This is a genomic window from Moraxella sp. CTOTU49097, assembly GCF_032064105.1.
In the GTDB taxonomy this organism is placed as follows: Bacteria; Pseudomonadota; Gammaproteobacteria; order Pseudomonadales; family Moraxellaceae; genus Faucicola; species Faucicola osloensis_B.
The window spans coordinates 12,380-33,937 of the sequence record NZ_DAMBOA010000018.1 but is presented as its reverse complement, the minus strand read 5'-3'; the positions used below and the strand labels follow the sequence as shown (position 1 = coordinate 33,937).

The 21,558-nt window shown below is 43.5% G+C and carries 17 protein-coding genes; 3 read left to right on the top strand and 14 right to left on the bottom strand.

Translation table 11 applies throughout. The features are described from left to right. Positions 1–16 precede the first annotated feature (16 nt). The 14 genes from RT064_RS09250 to RT064_RS09185 form a co-directional block, all read right to left on the bottom strand. Positions 17–571 (bottom strand): type IV pilin protein, encoded by a 555-nt coding sequence (locus RT064_RS09250; RefSeq protein ID WP_313063013.1) that lies wholly within the window; start codon positions 569–571, stop codon positions 17–19. An 8-nt stretch (positions 572–579) separates the two neighbouring features. Continuing rightward, the gene (locus RT064_RS09245; protein ID WP_313063012.1) at positions 580–4,902 is read right to left on the bottom strand and encodes a pilus assembly protein; all 4,323 of its coding nucleotides are present in this window, start codon (positions 4,900–4,902) and stop codon (positions 580–582) included. Between the two features lie 127 nt (positions 4,903–5,029). Beyond that, positions 5,030–5,908 (bottom strand): PilX N-terminal domain-containing pilus assembly protein, encoded by an 879-nt coding sequence (locus RT064_RS09240; RefSeq protein WP_313063010.1) that lies wholly within the window; start codon positions 5,906–5,908, stop codon positions 5,030–5,032. A gap of 3 nt (positions 5,909–5,911) precedes the next feature. Beyond that, positions 5,912–6,826, bottom strand: coding sequence for a PilW family protein (locus RT064_RS09235; RefSeq protein WP_313063009.1), 915 nt, complete (start codon positions 6,824–6,826; stop codon positions 5,912–5,914). Next, a complete protein-coding gene (gene pilV, locus RT064_RS09230; RefSeq protein ID WP_313063008.1) occupies positions 6,826–7,437 on the bottom strand; it encodes a type IV pilus modification protein PilV in 612 nt (203 codons plus the stop codon). The genes RT064_RS09235 and pilV overlap by 1 nt, the downstream gene beginning before the upstream one ends. Then, positions 7,434–7,982, bottom strand: coding sequence for a GspH/FimT family pseudopilin (locus RT064_RS09225; RefSeq protein ID WP_313063007.1), 549 nt, complete (start codon positions 7,980–7,982; stop codon positions 7,434–7,436). The genes pilV and RT064_RS09225 overlap by 4 nt, the downstream gene beginning before the upstream one ends. 326 nt (positions 7,983–8,308) lie before the next feature. Then, positions 8,309–9,052: a ComF family protein gene (locus RT064_RS09220; protein WP_313063006.1), complete on the bottom strand. Its 744-nt coding sequence runs from the start codon at positions 9,050–9,052 to the stop codon at positions 8,309–8,311. Positions 9,053–9,060: 8 nt separating this feature from the next. Continuing rightward, on the bottom strand, positions 9,061–10,167 hold the full coding sequence (locus RT064_RS09215) for a phospholipase A (RefSeq protein WP_313063004.1): 1,107 nt from the start codon (positions 10,165–10,167) through the stop codon (positions 9,061–9,063). A gap of 362 nt (positions 10,168–10,529) precedes the next feature. Further along, a complete protein-coding gene (locus RT064_RS09210; RefSeq protein WP_313063003.1) occupies positions 10,530–11,123 on the bottom strand; it encodes a DUF3465 domain-containing protein in 594 nt (197 codons plus the stop codon). An 85-nt stretch (positions 11,124–11,208) separates the two neighbouring features. Further along, positions 11,209–13,311, bottom strand: a complete 2,103-nt coding sequence (locus RT064_RS09205) for a cytochrome c biogenesis protein CcdA (protein WP_313063002.1) — start codon at positions 13,309–13,311, stop codon at positions 11,209–11,211. A 215-nt stretch (positions 13,312–13,526) separates the two neighbouring features. Beyond that, positions 13,527–13,976 carry a type II secretion system major pseudopilin GspG gene (gene gspG, locus RT064_RS09200; protein ID WP_060994583.1) on the bottom strand — a complete coding sequence of 150 codons (450 nt, stop codon included), beginning with the start codon at positions 13,974–13,976 and terminating at the stop codon, positions 13,527–13,529. Positions 13,977–14,116: 140 nt separating this feature from the next. Then, on the bottom strand, positions 14,117–15,322 hold the full coding sequence (gspF, locus tag RT064_RS09195) for a type II secretion system inner membrane protein GspF (RefSeq protein WP_313062998.1): 1,206 nt from the start codon (positions 15,320–15,322) through the stop codon (positions 14,117–14,119). Between the two features lie 27 nt (positions 15,323–15,349). Then, positions 15,350–16,246 carry a hypothetical protein gene (locus RT064_RS09190; protein ID WP_313062997.1) on the bottom strand — a complete coding sequence of 299 codons (897 nt, stop codon included), beginning with the start codon at positions 16,244–16,246 and terminating at the stop codon, positions 15,350–15,352. Positions 16,247–16,463: 217 nt separating this feature from the next. After that, positions 16,464–17,447, bottom strand: a complete 984-nt coding sequence (locus tag RT064_RS09185; protein WP_313062996.1) for an AraC family transcriptional regulator — start codon at positions 17,445–17,447, stop codon at positions 16,464–16,466. 482 nt (positions 17,448–17,929) lie between these two features. Between RT064_RS09185 and RT064_RS09180 the strand changes: the two genes are divergently transcribed. The 3 genes from RT064_RS09180 to lon all read left to right on the top strand — a co-directional run bounded on the left by RT064_RS09180 (position 17,930) and on the right by lon (position 21,524). Further along, positions 17,930–18,535, top strand: a complete 606-nt coding sequence (locus RT064_RS09180) for a 5-formyltetrahydrofolate cyclo-ligase (RefSeq protein ID WP_313062994.1) — start codon at positions 17,930–17,932, stop codon at positions 18,533–18,535. Positions 18,536–18,550: 15 nt separating this feature from the next. Further along, positions 18,551–18,751, top strand: a complete 201-nt coding sequence (locus RT064_RS09175) for a hypothetical protein (RefSeq protein WP_313062993.1) — start codon at positions 18,551–18,553, stop codon at positions 18,749–18,751. A gap of 292 nt (positions 18,752–19,043) precedes the next feature. Then, a complete protein-coding gene (gene lon, locus RT064_RS09170) occupies positions 19,044–21,524 on the top strand; it encodes an endopeptidase La (RefSeq protein WP_313062992.1) in 2,481 nt (826 codons plus the stop codon). Positions 21,525–21,558: the final 34 nt, after the last annotated feature.

Here is a 21,558-nt window from a genome sequence, read left to right as displayed (position 1 = left end):
CTATATCGATTTTTCATTACCAAGTCTCCGAATAAGTACCACAGTTGGTTGATGCGATGGTAACGCTAGTGTCACTATTTTTAGTTTTGCATTGTGTTGCACTGCTCGTGAGCAAAATTTTATGCGCATCGTTAAATTTTGTGGGGTTAGGGGTGGCAAACATCACCCAGGCTCTACCTGCAGTCAAGCTATTAGAGAGCGTCGAAGATGCCGTTGGCACCAAACTATTGGCAGTATTGTCGCCATCCACCAACAGTATCTTGTAGTGATAATTACTGCTGGTGCTATTGGCAGGGACATAAATAGTTTTATTATCTGTTTCATCATAACCATAGCTGATTGTACCATTACTAGCAACTTTGGCAGGTTTAAAACCTTTATAAGTAAGCGCGGTTGCGCGCCAGCGATTGAGCTCAATCTCTAGCTGCTTCATTTTCGCTTGCGCTTGCGATTCGGCATTGCGGATAGCATATTGCCGATATGATGGGATAGCGATACTGGCGAGTATCGCAACCATCGCTACTGTTACCATCAGTTCAATCAGCGTAAAGCCTTTGTGACGATTCATCATTGCCTCGGTTATTTATTGACTTCAAACCAAGTATTTGGCTTTAAGGTGTATCGGTCATTGTAGATATTCTCTGGTGCTGAGCCATCACCTGTGGTTTTAATTAGACCAGATAATGGTTGGCTAATCCTATCAAGTCCAATATTATTAGATCCCGTATCATCTGCTAGCAGCTTACCGCTGTCATCACCAAAATTCACTCGGTTGGAGGCTCTATCGGTGATAGTTTGCGTACCAATCAATAAGCGTTGATTCGATAACGTAGAACTACGCGGTCCTAGCGTCAACTCTTGGATACCTTGCCCTGCCCGCGCAAAACCTGCTGTGCCATTTTTTGATGTCGCATACTCATCGATAGCCGCCCCTGCTGAATTTGTGGTTTCTTTTAAGCAAATACCGTAAGGTAGACAATACAATTGACGCTCTGAGCCGCCTGTGATTTTTGCGACACAGGGATTGACTGTACCATACGTCATATCGGGATTATAGACAGTGGTGTATAAGAAACTATTAATGACCTCAGACTTGCCCACGCCTTTGGTGTATTTGACTTGATTAAATCCATCAAAGCGCGTTAATGGATAATACCAGCCACGTTTGGCTTTTACAGAAGTGATAGCCGAGCGTTTGGTAGCTAAAGTATAATCTGTGATAACCGTGGGTAATGCCAATAAGTCGCTAGCCGTTGTGGTATTGGCTGTCAAGTCTACCACTTTTTGTACTTTAGGCGCATCTGTGGCGGTAGATTCTTTGCGGGTGGTAAAATCACTGGCATATAGAATACTATCTGCCAACGTGACATCGGTGTCCATGATGCCATATAGTCTATCGGCATAGGCATCGCTAGCACGTAGTTTTGATAACGGCGAACTGCGGTCACCTGAGATGACATTCACTACAGCGAATAATCGGCTGTTATTAAAGGTACTATCGCCACGGTAAAAACTGACGGCAGGACGCTCATAAAAACGGTGATTATACTTGATATCTGCGCCAGTAAAGGCAGGTTGCAGCAGACGCACTACGCGCGTATTACTAAATGAAGTTTCAGGTGCAGCTGTGCCACTGCTCACAGGTTTGATGAATCCAGCATTGGTAAAATCAGCACGGAACACTTGACCACCCATGTCAGCAAAGTATAACTGATCCATATAACCATCATTGTTGCGGTCAAGGACAGTAATCCCGCCTACGATACTATTACTGAGGGTAGAGACTGTTGTATTGGTTGCATCTGATACCGTATTGGCTGCTTTGGTGGCTGACCAAATAAGCGCACCCGTTTTAGCATCAACCATATATACAGCATTGCCTAAAGATTCAGTAGCGGTTGTGCGGTTACATGCTTGTGATTTTTGATTGCTTAAGGTTGAAGTTGTGGTACCGACTTGATAACCTTGGTCTTCATAGCAAGTATCGTAGCCGCCACCAAAGATTAAGACATCTTTATAAGCATTGACTTTTTTGGTTGTAGAGTCTATGCCCGTGGCAATTTTTGCCTTGGTAGGTTTTGACCATATTTGTCCCATGCGATCAAAGCCTGTCGTAGCAGAATCGATTCTAAACAGCATCTTAGGATTATTTTTATCCGTTAAATCCAAGCCATACATACCTTCTCCGCCCATTCGTAGTCCGCCATAAGCACGGACATAGGTATTACGGCAGTCTCGAGTATTACTTGGGTCGATAGTCGTATCTGCTGCACAAGGTGTTACAGTGACTTTGCTGTTATCAAGGTCATAAAAATAATTAGCACTCACTAGCCAAGGTGCGTCTACACCAAAGTTAGGTTTACCAACATCTGTGCTCGTACCATTGATGAGCGCCTGTGGTTGACTGATGAGCATTTGTTTAGGGATAAAGGCAAGCTGCTCTCTTCCTCCATTGCCTGTAGTAGTATAGTCATCGGCATTTACCATGTGTAGTGACCCATCACTCGAACCAAATAACGCATAATCATCACGGGTACTGCTGACTTTACCATCGGTATCAAGATCGGCTGAGTAGGACACCATGCTTGGTGTTGAATGGATGGTGGCTCCAAGGACTTTGACAGGTGACGTTGGTGCAGTGAGTACCAAATCCGCTAAGGCTTGAGTTTTTTGCGCATCAGTCAATGTAAAACCTAAAAATTGTAGTAATAAATTGACGTTATTACGCGAATACGTGGTGGTATCTACGAAAGTATTTGAGGTACTGATGATACTTCCATCCAAGGTGACTTTACCTGAGGCATTGACGCCCAATTTTCGTAGGCGCGGACTTGTATCACTTGAGGAAGTGTTATCTTCAATGTACAAGGTTCTTACATTATTCACAGCGGTGTTCGGGGCGCGTAAGTTACTATAAAATCCGCCTGAGGTAACCAAATCATTGGCATTTACACCATCTTTTACCACACTGACAGCACTCCACAGGTCTTCTGTAGTAGGATTGAGATTACCGGCGATATCTAAAAATAATGAACTATTATTTTTACCGTAAAGCGTACCTTCGTTAAGGTTGTATTTTTTTAGATTACCTGCCCAAGTCGCAACATTATTTTTTAAATCAGCTTGTAAGATAGGATAATATGCCACCGCTAGTTGGCTATCGGCTCGGTAAGGATCATCAGGGATAACAATGGTTCCTGAAGGGGCTGAGGGTAAAGTTTGATTTAGGTCTTTGGCAAATTTAATGACACTATTTACCACATCGTCGGTAGACTGAGCAGAATAAAAGCCACCTTCGCCATAATTATAGGATTTCTCACCCCACTTACAAAGATTGATGGCATCTTGTGTACTGAGTTTATCGCAATCGGTGACATTAACTTCTTCGCCACCAATTGTGATTTTTTTAGTCGGTAATCCATTAGGGTTATTGAACTCGCTACCAAACCCTACTGTCGCTGTTTTGATGGTCATTCTTATAGGATTTGCAGTATCTCTAAGCTTTTTTGCATAGGCTCCGATGTAATCCCAAGCTTTTTCAGTAGTGTCATCATTGCCAGTAGTTACATTTATCAAGCCATTATCTGGACTAATGCCAGTGACATTTAAGCTTTTGCTCATTAGCGTATTTGCAATATTACTGCCTGAATTATTAGGATAACCATCTGTTAAAAAATAAATTCCTTGTCCATTACATTGCCCTGTAAGACCTGTTAATGGACTTTTATATACCAAGTTGTTTTTTGAACTACTTACAGAACGGTCAAATCCTGAGTAAGCGGAATAACTACTATTAGTAGTATTGGTAGCAAGCATATACGCCCCTGTCTCAGCATACGCATTGGCAGTTGGTGTACCATTTGAACCAATTAATCCAGCAACGGCGTTTTTTAGTGTTTCAATTTGGGTACTGTCGAGTTTTGCCGCAGGTACAAGAATTTTCCCTGTTTTACTATCCCCTTGTACCCTGTTAAAGTAAATTGGATCTCCCGCTGCATCCGTTTGTGAAGAATACTGCCCGATACCAATCGCAACTTTATCTGGGTCTAACCCCCCATTGTCTAATAGTTTAAAAATTGCGATTTTCAAACTGGTTAGCCTATCGGGTATATTACCGCCTGCTTTATCGACTTCGGTGACCATTTTTTTCCAGTACACATTATTGGTTTGATTGATGGTTTTCGTAGTAGTAGTGACTTGAGGGTTTTGTATCTCATATTGCACGTTGGAATCATCGGGATCAGTGAAGATAATCGTCGCTTCTTTAGTAACAACTGGGGCTGTACTCATTGAAGACGATGTGCCATTGACTGTTTCAGAAGTCATGCCTGTGGTGGTAGTATTGGTTGCTGTGGTGGTACAGTCTGATCTATTGACACTGCCATCTGCACCGCAACCGTACCATGTCGTACCATTTATATTAGATGCTTGATTGGTTGAGGTAAATGTCATGGAAGGTTGCACACTGCTCCAACTACTCCAACCACACAAAAAAAGGAAGCAACCATATGTTCTTTTGCGATATTTCCCGACATATATCTTCGTGGTTTCTGTCGTTGTGATTTTCTGTTCGTTATTTAAAAAATACTTAAGTACGTTTTTTGTGGTATCGGCAATAGTACAGCCATATTGATTAAATTTAGCGTTTGAGCCAGACTTGGTAGAATTATAAGCACCACCTCCCCAAGAAGTATAAGGGGTGTTTTTTGGCAAATTACATGCAGTTGCTGCCTCTGAGGAAAAATATGTCTTCATATAAGGCTCTGACATACTCCCCGAGGTATCAAGCATCATCATAATGGTGACTTTACCACCTTCTGCCGCCTTATAAATCTCCAAATCACCGATTTTCTTTTGGCTAACATCCGCCTGTGAAGTACTCACCGCCACCATCATAGACATAGCAATAACTACATATTTGATTGAAGTCGTTATTTTACCTTGACACGATTGATTCATTGCTTTAGACCTCTTAACACCAAATTTGGGTTTCATCGTTATCACCACATTATCTTTATCTTAACAAACCTTAACTACCTGATGAGGTTAAAGTACATCTTGACGATAATGTCCCTGTACCTCTGCCAAACGGAATACAGTTGGTTGAGCTTGACATATTCTCGACATCCGCTTGCTCATAAAGCATCTTGCTTGGGGTGTTGGCTTTACGCATACACTCAATGAGCGAATATTTTCCTGCACTCACATTGTCTTGAATAGCAGTTTGTTCAAAGCACTTATCAGAACCCACCTTAGGCTCTGCATACGCAGGTAAGGCTGCGGTGGCGCGAATGTCGAACTTGAACTTTTTACTGGTGCGGTTTTCTACTTCTTTCCCAATCACCATTTGTGAAAATGGTTCAGCATTGGCATCGGGTGCGGTGACCGCAATATTCATCTGGGTCATTGAGGTTTGTCTATCACTATTATAGCTATCGGCACTGGTATAGTCACAGTACCCACTGTTACGCCCGCTCCAGTAACCACCGCCTTTTTTTAGGATGGTAGCGTTTTTGGCAAGGTATTTTTTTTCACGGGGATTATAGCAGTAGATAAATTCGTTGGTAGCATTGTCCGAATTGAGTAAAAAATGCCCGATAGCCCCTGACACGCTAGTGATATCTTTATATGCCTGTGAACTAGGATTGGCATTCACCATTGCTTCTATCTTTTGATTGCCACTATCGGCTGATTGTAGCAACAGGGTATTGATTTGGTCAGCGGTGGCAGTTCTGAGATCCGTGGTACTTTGACGTACTGCTATCGCGCCTGCCAACAGGATCAGCACCAAAAACAATAATACTACAATGAGCGCTGCTCCGCGTTCATGAGATGGCAAATTATGCGCCTTGTTTGTTGGACGGATAAGCGCGGATTGCGTGCTGATCGATAGGATTGGGTTGCGCATTGGCTAACTCCCCGCAGTTAATGTCGTACTGGTGTCAATATTGATAACTCGGGCGTTTCTCAATAAGGTCGTAGATTCATAGGTAGTACGTACCAGCTTAGGCTGTCCTGATTTTAATGGCTGAGTTGCGCCTAATAACTTAAAACTGGTCGCGACATCGCTACCGATGACAGGTGAACTGCCTCGGACAATTAGCCCAATTTTGACTGCGGTAATGGGCGGCTTGGTACCAGACAATGCTAAATACTCACTGGCGGTCAGGTAACGCATCAACCCAGCATTACTAGGTGCGTCAGTTTGGATACCCAACAAGATTTTGAATTGGTCTACCCCTAAGATTACCTCGCTGCCACCGCTTTGATAGTTCGCACTCAAACCAGTAATGCCTGCAGTTGTAACCCTACCCGCATCGCAAGCTAGCAACAGCCCTTGCCCTGTTGTACTTGAACTTCTAATAAAATACCGTTCAATTACAGTATCACCCAATTCCACATCGGCGCTTTCACAATCTGCAATTTTTACACCCGTGGTATTTTTAAATTGAATCGTTAACTGGTCGCTATTGATCCCTGTGATATTAGAATCGCCTCCAGTGCGTGTAAAATAAAGACTTTCGGAAGTGTCTGTGCTCTCCAAACCAATATTTTCAGGTGAAATGACGATGCCACCACCCGCCGTTGTATCGGTAATAGAAGTTACTGAATTTCCCAAGTTTGCCAATCGCAAATGGCTCTCTAGCTGCTGCAAACCAAAAACGCTTGCCTCTTGTAGCTCGCTGCCACTTTTTTGGGTTGAGGCGGTTTTGGTGTTCGTCAGGTATACTTGTATCACCGCAGCAGAAATCAGTAGCCCTAATACCAATGAAATCATTAGCTCTATTAAAGTAAAGCCTGAAGTAGAACGATTATTTGATATCATCAGTATGCCTCCATAATGAAGCATTGTGCACCAAAATTATAGACCGCATCTTCATTAGCGCAGGGTTTGTCTTTAGTCGTATTGGATGCAACGGCGGTATCCAAAAAAATCGGGTCGGTATCACCCCAAGCAGCAATCAGGCATTGGCGGTCCTGTCCAACCGTACTAATCGTTGTGGCAACACCACTAGCGCTAGTGGTTGTCGTGCGTTTGGTCGGGCAAGTTGCCATACCCACATTCAAGCCATTGTCTGTGGCATATTGCTTGACGGTTAAGGCGTCTTTTACTGCCAATTGCTTAATCGTACAGGACACAGGCGTACCCCCTGTCATACAACTATCTTTGGTGATAGGCACATTGCTAGTATCTGTATTGGTGAGTGTGGTGGCGGTGCCGTTAATCGCGGTTTTGAATGCGGGTATACCATCTATATTCGCTCGCATCATCTCGGCGGCACCCCGCAGTACCGTTAATGCTCGGGTACGCATCAAACTCTCATCGGTAGCTTTGACTGCGGTCATCTGCATGGCTGTGAATCCAAGCACCGCGATTGCTAACAACATCAACGCGACCAGCACTTCTATTAAGCCAATGCCTTTTTGTGAATTCATGAACACGTCCCATTTTTGCTAGTGACAATATTGCTGCTTGCATCGACCATGATGGTATATTTATCAGACCCAGCGCCATAACACACTGAAAAATTGGTCGAGCTATCTGTGTCTGTGTTGTCAGGTCTAGTCCCCGTATCCCCTGGATAAGCGTTTTTGTAAGGGGTGAAAGAAACAGCTGTCAAATTTGAAGCATTGGTTATTATGCTAATATTTTTATCCAATGTATAAGTTGCCAGTGGAACGGTTGTGGTCGTATCATCACCGACATAAAATAGCTTTAAGTTCTTATTAGTTGATGTATCGGTCAACACCACTTTGATATTTTTTTGCGTAATTAAGGCTTGCGACTTCGCATCTTTTAGCGCAGCTTCAATGATGTTTGCGGCATCATTTGTTTTGGCTTGTCGAATCTGTTTTTGCATACTAGGTGCTGCCATCGCGGTAATGATAGCCATAATCGCAATGGTAATGACAAGCTCAATCAGCGTAAAACCTTGGTCACGATCTTGGTTACGATGATACTGTCTGTTCAAAACTTTCATCACGATACCCACCCATACCCCTTGATAAACGACCTATCATACCATGTTTACTAGCACAAACCATTCTAACATTAAAGCAAAAAATATACCTATTATCTCAGTATTTTTGTTAATTGTCATACCTAAAGCTTACTACCGATAGTTTACCTCAGCCACTTATTGTTGCTAAGTGAATTAGGACGAAAGGGCGCTCACGTATTATCAAATCATTTTTAGCCTAGTATTTTAAAGCATCCTTCCAATAACCCACTGGTAGCCCGCCTTTATCTGCGAGCTTTAACGATATAGCGGTGCAACTTTGGTCGCAAAACAGTGACAAGCAGGACCTAATGCAAAACCTTACCATGCAAGACTGAATACGCATGAATATGGGCAGATGGGTGATAATTTGTGAGTAGATTAGCCAATTCAGACAGGGTGGCACCTGTGGTGACCACATCATCAAATAAAATCAAATTTTTGCTAGGGGGTATATCGGTTAAGGAAAACGCATCTTTGATATTATCCAAACGCTCCTCTCGGCTTAGACCCTGCTGGTGAGGTCGATCCATTCGCTGCACACCGGTAAAAACAGGGATTTGCCAATGGAAGCTTAGATAAGCGGTTAAAATGGCAAGCGGATCGAAGCCGCGTTGCCTAATGCGCTGTAAACTTGTTGGCACTTTAACGATTAAAGAGTTTTTTGAATGACAACCGTTGGGAATATGCAGTTGTCTGATAGCTTGAACCAAAACGGGCAGATGATGTAACTGCTGCCCATTTTTGTACCCAAGCATGATTTTATTGAGGGGATATTGATAGTAGCCGCTGGCTACGCCACGCAGTGACGTTTGCTTTAGTTGCAAAATAAAAAATGACGCTGACCATGCAAACTGGCTATGGCATGGCTGACAAAGAAATTGCTGTCGATTGAACCAATGCTCATGGTGACGCGGTGCTAAGTTATCAAAGCGTGCTGCAGCGCAATGATTGATGCCACATAATTGGCAACGGTGATGAACTTTTGCTTGATACACCAACGCCATGGCAAAGGGCAATCGCCACCAAGGCAAGGGGGCTACGATTGCCATAAACGCAGTTAAAGCCCTTTAAAATCATTGAACATAAAACCAATACCGATATTGGTGCTCTTATGATTATAGTCTTGGATGTTTTCACCATAGCCATGGAATACTTGTAAAATCGCTTTCATACCGCCTTTCAATGGATAAGCATAATCCACCTGTATAGCGCCTTTATTGGTACTAGGATTATAACGCATCACACCGCCCACCGTGCTTTGGTCATTGAGTGGATACAACCAACGCACATCGCCATAGCCCATGTAATCCCCGATATCTGGGTTATCCGAGTCTTTACTGTTTTCATTTGCGATTAGCCACAGTCTTGGAATCACGGTGAGTTTGCCCCACTCTGTTCCTGCCATTGCATAGATACGATTCCAAGAACGTGATAACGGGTCTGACTGTCCATTTGATTCATGCACGAGCCCCGCGCCCAACAGTCTTAATGACCCATTCCCGGGCAGATTACCCTTGATAGGCTGTGTCAAAAATATCTCTGGCTGGTAATCTGAGCTGCGAAAAGGTCTTGAATTTTTACCATTGTACACTTGCCAATAAGACTGCTGGGTATAGCCAAGCCAAACATCGGCATTGGTATCGAACACATCTTGGGCAAGCTTGGTTTTCATTGAAATTTGCAGCTTGCTATCTAGATGCTGCAAATAATCTTTCGATGCGCGAACATGATCTTGGGTGGGTGAATGAATATCATAGTTTGGCGTCGCGTTGTACCAAAGCGGCATGACATACATGGGCAAATGTGGACGTATCGTCAGTATCCCTTTGGGATCATTTTTATCCAAGTCATATAACACACTCAGTGGCGTATATTTTTCCACATCCGTTGCAGTCACCCCCACTTGTTTTAAGATGGTTTTGTCTTGCTTGTTGGGTACCAAGTAATCCAGTTTTTTTTGCTCGTTTTTAGTGGGAGTCGTGACGGTTGTCGTTTGATCCACGGCTAACACGGGTATTGCTTTACCTTCTTTGATACTCACTTTCAAGGTTTTGGCAATATCAAGGGGCGCCTTGGCTTCGGGTTCGATTTTACCAACGCTTATCTTGTCAAAACAAGCTAGACGCGCGACATTGTCAGTGATTTTTGAACAGGTTAGCAGCATTTGCTCGTCGACAGGAATAACGGTTGTTGTTATTAAAGTTTTTGTTGAATCTTGTGTTGAGGGTTTTGTTGAAGCTTTTGTTGAAGCTTTTGTTGAAGCTTTTGTTGAAGCTTTTGTTGAAGTTTTTGCCTGCGTAGTTGCTGTAACTGTTAGTGTGGCTAGTATAGCAAGCGATAAAGCGGTACGGTAAAGCGTAAGTTGTGACATAGGTTGACCTTCTTACAAAAATATCGTTCATGATAGCAAAAATTGATGACAAATAGTTAACAAATACATAATAATTTTTAACAGTAAAGTAAAGTTCCAATCCACTATTGGCTCGTCAATTATTGTTATTTCTATGGGTGCTTGTATGGATAATTCTATTGATACTGCTGGCCTTTATACTCAAGCCAACCGTCTTGATGACGGCTAGCGGGGTCGCGGTGTGTCCAATGTATAACGCCACCTTTGTCGTTATAAATATATTCACCATAAAAACGAATGGGATTTTTGGCTTGGATACCCTCGATGCGCGGTGCCAAATCAATATTATGGGCAATTAACACCGTGATATTTGGGTAGTTATCAATTTTGACCAAAAATTTTTGATGGCGGCTACCCTCATTATCGTCTTTTAGCACTTTAATCACCGTACCACACCCTAATACCTGTCGTTTAACGCTGGGATTTTTGGCTTGATAAGCTTGATTAATGGCGGCGTTGTTGCATTGAAGGTTTGTTACCTGACGTTTTTTGTCAGTATAAGGGCTTGAGTTTTTAGCCGTCTGTTGATTGGAGTTTGAGCCTGCTAACTGCGAATTTGGGCTTGATAACTGGCTATTTCCGCTTTGGTTTTGGCTTTTATTTTGGCTGGGCTGTTGGTCGGCATTGCCTTCATGGGAACACCCAGTGACAAAAATTAGCACCCCCAAAGTTAACGAGATGGCTATAGACTTTGCTAAGTGATAGTTCAATTTTTTTAGCCTTAATGGTTGGATGGGTCAATGAATCATTTGACTGAATTTTCTTGAACTGAATTTTCTTTAACTGAGTTTAGACTTAATTTAATTGGGACAAGAGTTGCTCAAAATCAGGGCGTTTGACCTCACCGTTTTGTCTTGCTACCAGTTGACCGTTTTGGTAATACAACAATACAGGCGGACCGAACACGGCTAATTTTTTATAGATTGCTTGGCTATCTGGCGTATTGTCAGTCACATCGAGTTTGACAACTTGCCAGCTGGCTAAACTTTGCGGCGGGTTGGCAAAAAGTGTTTTATCCATGATACGACATTCAATGCACCATTCTGCGGTGACATCGACGACTAGCTTTGGATATTGCGAAAGCAAGGGCTCAAGCTGTGACAGTTTGGTGATTTTAATCGTCTGGGTGGTCTTCGTTGCCGTGAATGCCGATTGCGCTGCGGTATTCACAAGCTTGTTAAGCGGCTGCCAACTATCTTGACTACCTGAAGCAGTGCCTATCACAAGACACGCTGACCAGAGGCACGCTAGCAATGCTAGTGCTTGAGTGAGTAGTTGACCTTTTTTGCCGTGCCAGCGCCACAGCCATAAGCCAAGCACAGCAAACCACAGTGCCCATAGCATCAGCATCCAGCTTGATAGCCATATACGCTCTATCATCAATAAAGCGACGCCAAATAACAGCAAACCAAAGCTGGTTTTGACCCAGTTCATCCACTCGCCTGCTTTTGGCATAAAATTACCTTGAGTGGCGCCGAGTAAAATGAGCGGTGTGGATAGCCCAAGCCCCAATAAAAACAATGCGGCAAACCCCATCACAGGATCACCCAGTGCTGCTACGCCTGCCAACGCGCCTGCAAGGGGTGCCGACACACAAGGTGAGACAACCAGTGCAGAAAACAAGCCTGTCAAATAACTACCACTTAAGCTACCAAGTCGATTTTCCCCAATTTGACTGATTTTTTGGAACTTAACACGCAGCGCATGCGGCAGTTGCCAGCGAATGACGTCCAACATGTAGAGTCCAAGCAGGATAAATAACCCTGCAAAAACCAATAAAATGACAGGGTTTTGTAGCCAGTTTAGTATACCTAAAGATTGCCCAAATAACGCAACCACTGCGCCCAAAATGCCATAACTGGTGGCAACACCCAAACCATAACTACCCGTGAGTAATAACCCTTTTTTGGCGGATGGACGATGTTGACGGGCAACGATATTGGCTACAATCGGCAGCATGGGTAACACACAAGGGGTAAACGCTAACCCTAATCCTGCTAAAAACAACAGCAATAACGCAACACCGCTATGTTTGGTCAATCCAAAAATATCTTGATTGCTAGGGCTAGCCGTCAAATTCGTTGCTACCGCCGCCGATGAAGCCGCGGGTTCAGTCATGACAGTTGTTTGGGCAGGTTGAGACGATGCCATAGATACGACAGGGGCGGATGCCGTTAACTGCGCTGTGGTTGATGCGACTCGCTGAACCGCTGCGGCTGTACTGCCACTAGAAATCGCTTGTTTGGCAGACGGTGTGCTAGTTGCCTCATCGACGGTTTTAGCGGGGGGCAAGCTAACAGATTGCTGAGTCGTTGTCGAGGCGGCATCATTGGTCATCGCCACGGTATTATTGACTTTGGCTTGCGCCGTTTTTGACGTCATTGCGTCTGATTTTTTTGCGGCATTTTTGGTGGAAGCGGCCAATTGGGTAATGACAAATTTGGTCTTTTCAGGGGGATAGCAAAGTCCTACTTTGGCACAGCCCTGCCATTTGACCGTAGCAGGTTGTGAGGTGATTGCTTTATCAGCGCTCAAGGTGGTTGTGGCAGTAAAGGGTTGTTCAAACACAGGCACCCGACCAAAATCCGGGTCATCCACGTAGGTCGGTGCTGCACTAAATTGTAGCGGCGTCGCTGTTACCCCATCAGGCAATTGTAAGGTTAATTTATCCCGATACGCATAATAGCCTGCTTTGACATCCACATGAATGGACACTACTTGCCCTTTTTGCTCCGTGTAGACTTTAAAAGCCTCATGCACCGGTAGCGGCTTGTCTTTTACTGTCAAGCCGGCATTGTCATTACCGCCAAAAACCTCGCTTAAACTAATCGCTTGGGCGCTTGGCATGGCGAGGCTAGTGACAGCCAGTAACATGCCAAGCAAAGAGACATGACGCATCACGGTTCGAAAACAAAACAATGGCGTAGGCATAGGGGATATATTTTTCAAAGATAATTTCTCATACGTTTCAAATTCATACGTTTCAAATTTATACGTTTTAAGCCACGTAATTATACTATGACGGCTAATTTTAGCTAATCCCTGCCCAAAAACCTAGCAAAAAAAATCAGAGTGCGTGACTCTGATTTGGTTAACCCAGTAACAGCACTAAACTATAGCTTAGCAAAAATGTCTGCGTCTTGACCTTCACCGCCTTCTTTGCCATCAGCCCCCAATGAGAATAAATCATAGGTTCTGCCTTCGGTACCTGGGATAACGTATTGTAGGTCATTATCCCAGCCATCTTTCGGGAAACCGCCTTTAATATACCCGCCCTCTGGCCAGTTTTTGGCGCCTTGTGGTGGCTTATTTAAGGCTTCTAACCCTTCTTGGGTGGTGGGATAGCGACCATTATCCACTTTAAACATATCAATGGCATTTGAGGTGGTGGATAAAGCCGTTTCGGTGGTTTTGACGCGGGCTTTGTCACTTTGACCCACCACTTTGGGTACCACAAGACCTGCCAAAATTGCCAAAATGACAATCACTACCATGACTTCAATTAAAGTAAAACCCGCTTGACGATTTTTTGATACATGAGCACAACACATACGAATTTCCATTTTTTAAATTTTTAGCGCTTTTGATAACGTGTTAGGATTTTACACGGCTTTTTTGACAATTTGCATACCGATTTGGTTAATTTTGTCGGATGATTTAGCCATTAATTATTTGGCGATTAATTATTTGGCGGTTTTAGGGTTTAGCCTGCCAAATCATTCATATTAATAATCGGTAGCATCACTGCCATCACAATGGTCATGACTATCACGCCCATCAGCACCAACATCAGCGGCTCAAGTAGTGACAATAGCGTGCTAATCATATTGGTGGCTTCATTTTGCTGCATCGCTGCTGCACGCGTCAGCATGTCATCAAGCTCGCCTGAATTCTCGCCACTTTTAATCATTTGTACCATCATCGGCGGAAAATAATTACTGCGCTCAAGCTGGCTTGATAGGCTCGCGCCTTCGGTGACTTTTTCTGTGGCGCGCGCGATGGTATGTTTGATATGGGTATTGGTGGTGACTGCCGCGCCGATGGCCAGTGCTTCCACCAACGGCACCCCTGAGCGTACCAAAATCGCTAACGTACTGGCAAAACGTGAGGCGTTCAGATTTCGCGATAATCTGCCAAACACCGGCAACCGCAAGACAAATTGGTCAAAAGTGGCTTTGCCTGCCGCCGTTTTAATAAACTTCACAAATAAAAAAACCGTACCGATTAGCCCGCCTAATATCAGCCACCACCATTGGGTTAAGAGATTAGACAATGCCAACACTACTTGGGTGATCCATGGCAGCGCTTGCTCGGATTGTTCAAACACTTTGACAATTTTTGGCACGACAAAGCTCATCAAGCCCACCACCACTGCCACCGCCATAATTAGCAAAATTATCGGATACACCATCGCGCCTTGTACTTTTTTTTGCATGGCAAAGCGATTTTCGGTGTAATCGGCTAACTGGTTTAAAATCAAATCCAAATGCCCTGAGCGCTCACCTGCGGCAATGGTGGCGATATAAATCGCTGGAAAATTACCCGAGTCTTGTAGCGCGCTCGCTAGGCTATAGCCTTCCAATACTTTGGCACGCACGCCATGCATCAACGCTTTGACATGCGGTTTTTCGCTTTGTTTGGCAATCGCTTGCAACGCTTGTTCAATCGGTATCGACGCTGCCAACAACACCGACAATTGGCGGGTGATTAATGCCAAATCATACTCACCCACCCCTTTTTGCCACAATCGGTTGCGACTGACATCGGTTTTTTGTACAGGTGAGACTTCGACAGGCAGTAAATTTTTATCACGCAGTTGTTGGCGGATTAGCCTAGCAGAATCGGCTTCAAGAATACCTTGGTGTGACTTGCCTTGGGTATCCATGGCTTTGTACTGAAATGCGGGCATGTGAGTTCCCAACGGGTAAGATTAGCGTTATTTTAAAGGCTTAATCGGCTGAAATAAAGACTCGTTTTCATTGGAATCATATTGTACCAATACCGATAGCTCATCGCGCAAGTCTTGTTTGTTAAAGCTATTAACCTCAGTAATCAGCATTTTCTCGATTCGTTTATCAACGGCGTATTCACTGATTTGCGCACAATAGATGGCTAATTGATAAACTTGCGCTTTGAGCGACTCATCGAGTGATTGCAATAGTCTCACCAATTCTGCCACATTGATGACTTGGTAAGGGTAATTGGGAATCGCCGCCTCTTTTAATGGGGTGACTGAATAGTTGACACCGAGATGGGCAAAATAATAACAACTAAATAGATAACCTAAAATATGCCCGACAAAATAACCCCGGTCGTTGTGATAGCATGCCACGCCCAAAAACTCAATCACGGTCGCCGCCAAACTATGCTCAAGACCGCGAAATTCAGCGGATGATGTTATCAAGCCTACGGTTGGTAGGTTCATTAAATTTTTGTTTTGGCTGACAAGCTGCCAACCAATCGGTCGCTGCGGCGGTAAATGATGGCTAATCGACATCACCAAATCATCGACGATATGTAAATTATTGAATAAATGCTGCAGTTGCATCAGCCCAACATTATCACGCATATTTAAATATTTGGCGATTTGCAGTTTTTTAGTTTCAATAAACTGGGCTTTTTTACTGGAAATATAAAATAGCAGTTGATGGGGTTGGGAGTGCTCAAAATACTCGGTCACTGCGTTTTCTTGTGCATGAAATACGGCCGTATATTGGCTGGTAATATCCATTGGGTTGACACCACGATGGTCCATCGCAGTGTCTTCTGGATTGGGCTTGATGTGCAAGCCATGTGCTTCGACAGGTTGACCTTTGGTAGTTGAAGTTTCCATGTTGGCAATCGCAGCTGATAAAATATGGGACAGTGCTTGCCACTATATCATACCCCTGTGGACATAACCTAACAGATATTGCTATGAAAATAGACTGGTCATTCTTGGTTGCGATAAAATTCGCTCTAAGACATAAAGCTTGCTATAAAAATGACGATAACCACAAAACCGCAGCAACCTGATTTTTTGTGGTTAATCAGGGTTGTCCACTACCGACTTATGCCTCGCCCAAGCTGTCAGCAAAATGCACACCATCGGTTCGAAACGATTGGCGGTATTTTCTTGGTGACATTTTATAGACGCGTTTGAATGCTTGGCTAAAGGTACTATCGGAGGCATAACCCACTAACTCACTGATACGGCTGATGCTATTTTCTTGTAGCCGCAAATACCGCGCGGCAAGACGAAGTCGATAGTCGGTTAAATAAGTTAACGGCGGCACCCCCACCACCTCACGAAAATGCTCGGCAAAACTACTGCGTGACATCCCGGCGACTTCAGCTAACTTATGAATGGTCCAATTGGTCTCGGGTCGATCATGCATGACTGCTAACGCCTTGGCAAGGTAAGGATCTTTCACAGCTTTTAGCCAATTATCTGTCGCTTCGGGCAAATCCTCAATATAATTGCGTACACACTCAATCATCAAAATACTGGCGATACGATTGATAATGGTCATTTTGCCAAGTCGGTTCTGCTCAGACTCTAATGCCAAAAATTTGATACCCAAATCAAGCATAATCATTTTTTGCTCATCATTTGATTCGCTTTCTGGCAAAATTTTTGGTAAAGCGCTTAATAAGGGGCGCGTAATCTCTCGATCGTAATGGCACACAATCGCGACCATTTCGGTTGTTTGCGCTGGCTCATCACCTTGGCTAGAAATCGCAGGTTTACCCAAGTGGATAGTTTCAACAGCCTGATTGCTTAATAACGGGGCAATGTCAATTGATGGGATATCCGATTGCCCTACACCACAAATCAGGTGTTTCTTGCCGCCTGGCACCATGACCACATCGCGCGCGTGTGCATTGCGATACACATCATCGACCTTAATACTAATCCCACCTGTGGTAATCAAATAAAACACGATACAATCTTTTTTATCTAACTCAAACGACCACTCCCCAGTGGCGTGTATATAATGATACTGAGTTTGATACAAATGTATATCTTCAAGCAACATACTGAGTGCATCCATTAATTTTTCCTAAGTTATTAACACAGCAATTTAAAAAAATGCAACATAAACTACAAACCAGCTAACTTACAAGCCAAACTTTGGTAATTGGACTTGAGATAAAAATTTAAAGACGTATACATAAACCGTCATCCTCATTATCAGCAATCATATCATCTTTTACAGGCGCTGCTGGTTAAGTTTGAGTCTGTAGGGCTACTAAAATCCAGTGTTACAGACGGCAAAAATACTTTATTTTTCAAAGATTTCAAAGGGCATGGCATAATAGGTAATAATAGTTAGTGAACACTTGTTATGGGTTATACGATAACGGTAGGATGTTTGGGTGTCTAAGCAAATAAATAAGTGAATAAATAGCTAAGCAACTAAACCTAATCAGCCAAATCAGCCATTTGGCTTTTGTTTGATTTTGATTTATTATCATGCTTTATTATCAATGGCTTAACTATAATCTATAACCATTCCATCATTGCTATGAATCTATGAATGCTCATCACTTGCGTAAACAGTTACGTCAACAACGTCTACGCTTATCCAAGCGCCACCGTAATCGTGTGGCTTATCAAGCACGACGAAGTTTAAACCGACTACAACATCCTGCTTTAACTGGCAAAAACGTCAAGATCGGGATTTTTGCAGATGCCTTTGGAGAAATGCCTACCCAACCGCTGATGGATTGGGCGAGACAGCGCGGTTATCGTATTTATTTACCTGTCGTCACTGGCAAGCATCAGCCGCTTGTATTTATCCAATTTAGCCAAAAAACTTGGCGACAATCTCGCCTACCCAAACATCCACTGGGTATGCGCCAACCTGAGAAAGGAAAAATGCTTAACGTAGCGGCGCTTGATGTATTGTTTATGCCGCTAGTGGCAGCGGATAAAATTGGCAATCGTATGGGGATGGGTGGCGGTTACTATGACCGCACCTTAGCCAAGGCTAAAAACAAACCGCTTAAAATTGGCTGGGCTTATGATTTTCAATTGGTTGAAAAACTAACTACTAATCCTTGGGATATCACGCTTGATGCCCTTATCACGCCTAGTAAACTATGGATATTCCGACGCTATTTGGTGTCTAAAGAATGAATGGATAATAATTAGATGAACGATAAAAAAAACAATGACAGCATTCCAACTACCGCTTCAGATTCACCAACTAATAATGCCAAATTAACTGAAAATCTTAATGAATTAAGCGATGCAGAAATTGCCAGTGTCATGAATCCCGATAGATTAACGCAACTTTTAACCCAAGCTGATGCCTTTACCCGAGTGAATTCTGAAGACTTGGACGACTTTTAGACAAGCCTAAACTAGACAGACATAAATTAAAGACGTATCAACTAGCCTAAAAAAATTAGACAAGGATACATCAATATCACAGCGACATTAGGCTTAGTGCACGATTGCGGTGATTATTTTTAGCATTTTTTTACCATTTCATTGCCCTTGGCTGATCGTTTTTTCCCCCTTTGTGTGACCAGCCTTGCAATTTTTTGCATTGACGCCATTTATATTTTTAAGTCTATCAGCAAGCCATCATTTGCTCACAAATGGTCAGTTGCTTGTTGTGTTATTTAAGGGGACATAGTATATGCAAGATGATGTTTTAATGACAAATCTAGAATCATCTGAATCGCAAGAATTCACGACGCTACCATTGTTAGCTTTACGTGACGTTGTGGTGTATCCACAAATGCAAATTGCTTTATTTGTGGGTCGTGCACCCTCAGTCAAAGCAGTCGAGCTTGCGCAAAACGAATTTGACAATAAAGTATTGGTGGTGGCACAAAAAGACTCACTATCTGAAGATATTGATGCCAGTAATCTATTTGAATATGGGACGGTTTGCCGTGTCGTCAATACCATGCCACATGAAAATGACGAAAATTGCATCAAAGTGCTGATTGAAGGTCTGTACCGTGCCAAATTGGTCGACATTCAAGACACCGATGAGGAAGAAGCGGTATTACTGGCCGATTTTGAAAAAGCGCCCATTACCGTGGATATGACGGCTAAAACGCAAAAATCGCACAAAGAAGCGTTAGTTGCTTTGTTTAGTAAATATGCGGAAAATCGCCTACGTAACTCACGCGAGTTGATTCGTGTGGCTGAGCGCATCAACTCGCTTGAAGAGTTGGTATATTTCATTGCGACGCGTGTCTCACTCAATTTATCGATTAAACAAAACTTTTTGGAAGTCGATGATTTGACTGCGCATATCAAAGCGTTGTCAGACTATTTGATTCAGCAAAGTGCCGAGCATAATATCGAGCAAGAATTACAAGAAGCGGTCCGTCGCCAGATGGAAAACAATCAGCGCGAGTATTTCTTAAATGAAAAAATGAAAGCGATAAAATCTGAGCTTTCTGACCTTCATGAAGAACGCGGTGAAAATTATGAAGATGACGATATTGCTGAGCTAGAAAAACGTTTAGCGGAAGCTGATTTGCCAGAAGCGGTGCGTAAAAAAGCAGAAAATGAGTTTCGTAAACTCAAAACCATGCCAGCTGCCTCTTCTGAATCATCGGTCGTGCGTAACTATGTCGAGTGGATTTTAGATACCCCTTGGAACAAAACCAGTGATGTCTCAATCGACCTCAATAAAGCCCATAACGTGCTTGACACTGACCATTATGGCTTACAAGACGTGAAAGACCGCATCTTGGAGTTCTTAGCAGTGCAATCTCGCGTGGATACCTTAAAAGGTCCGATTCTTTGCTTAGTAGGTCCGCCTGGGGTGGGTAAAACTTCCTTAGGTGAATCCATTGCCCGTGCAACAGGTCGTGAGTTTATCCGTATGGCATTAGGCGGCGTGCGAGATGAAGCCGAAATTCGTGGGCACCGTCGTACCTATATCGGTGCTATGCCAGGTAAAATCGTACAATCACTGTCAAAAGTGGGCGTGAAAAATCCGCTATTCTTACTCGATGAAATCGATAAAATGGCGCAAGATTTTCGTGGTGACCCTGCTTCAGCGCTACTTGAAGTGTTAGATCCATCGCAAAATCATAGCTTTAACGATCACTACTTGGATATGGATTTAGATTTATCACAAGTGATGTTTATCTGTACTGCCAATAGTATGGATATCCCGCCTGCCCTACTTGACCGTATGGAAGTGATTCGTCTGCCAGGTTATACCGAAGATGAAAAAATCAGCATCGCGGATAAATACTTAGTACCAAAAGCAATTCAGCAAAATGGCTTAAGTGACAGTGAAATTGATATCACCGATGAAGCACTCAAAGCGATTGTACAGCGTTATACCCGTGAAGCAGGTGTGCGTAACCTTGAACGTGAAATCAACAAAATCGCCCGCAAAGTGGTGAAACAAAATGTTGAATCAGCGGGCAAAGACAAAGCGGAAGATAAAACCGTGGCACACAAATTAACGGTCGATAGTTCAAATGTCGCTGATTACTTGGGTGTATACCAATTCGATTATGGCTTGGCGGAGCAAGAACCTGAAGTGGGCCGTGTCACAGGTTTGGCTTGGACACAAGTCGGTGGTGAGCTGTTGACCATTGAAGCGGTTGCGGTGCAAGGTAAAGGTGAACTAAGTTTTACAGGTTCACTAGGCGATGTGATGAAAGAGTCGATTCGTGCGGCGATGACGGTAGTTCGCGCCCGTGCTGATAGCTTAGGCGTCAGCTATGATAAGCTCAAAGGCACAGATATCCACGTGCATATGCCAGAAGGTGCGACCCCCAAAGACGGTCCATCCGCCGGTATTGCGTTAACGCTTGCGTTAGCCTCTGCGATGACAGGTATTGCTATTCGCCCCGATATTGCCATGACGGGTGAAGTTACCTTGCGTGGCAAAGTGCTACGTATCGGTGGCTTAAAGGAAAAACTGCTTGCAGCGCATCGTGGCGGTATCAAACACGTGTTGATTCCAAAATCCAATGAGCGTGACTTGATTGATATTCCTGATAATGTCAAACAGGGCTTAATCATCCAGCCAGTAGAAACGATTGATGAAGTGTTTAAAGCGGCGTTGGTATCACAGCCAGTGGCATTAAAACCCAATCAATTGCCAGTGGATGCCAGTGATATTAGTTTAAAAAACTAGTTTAAAAAGCTAATTTAAAAAGCTAAGCTGCCAC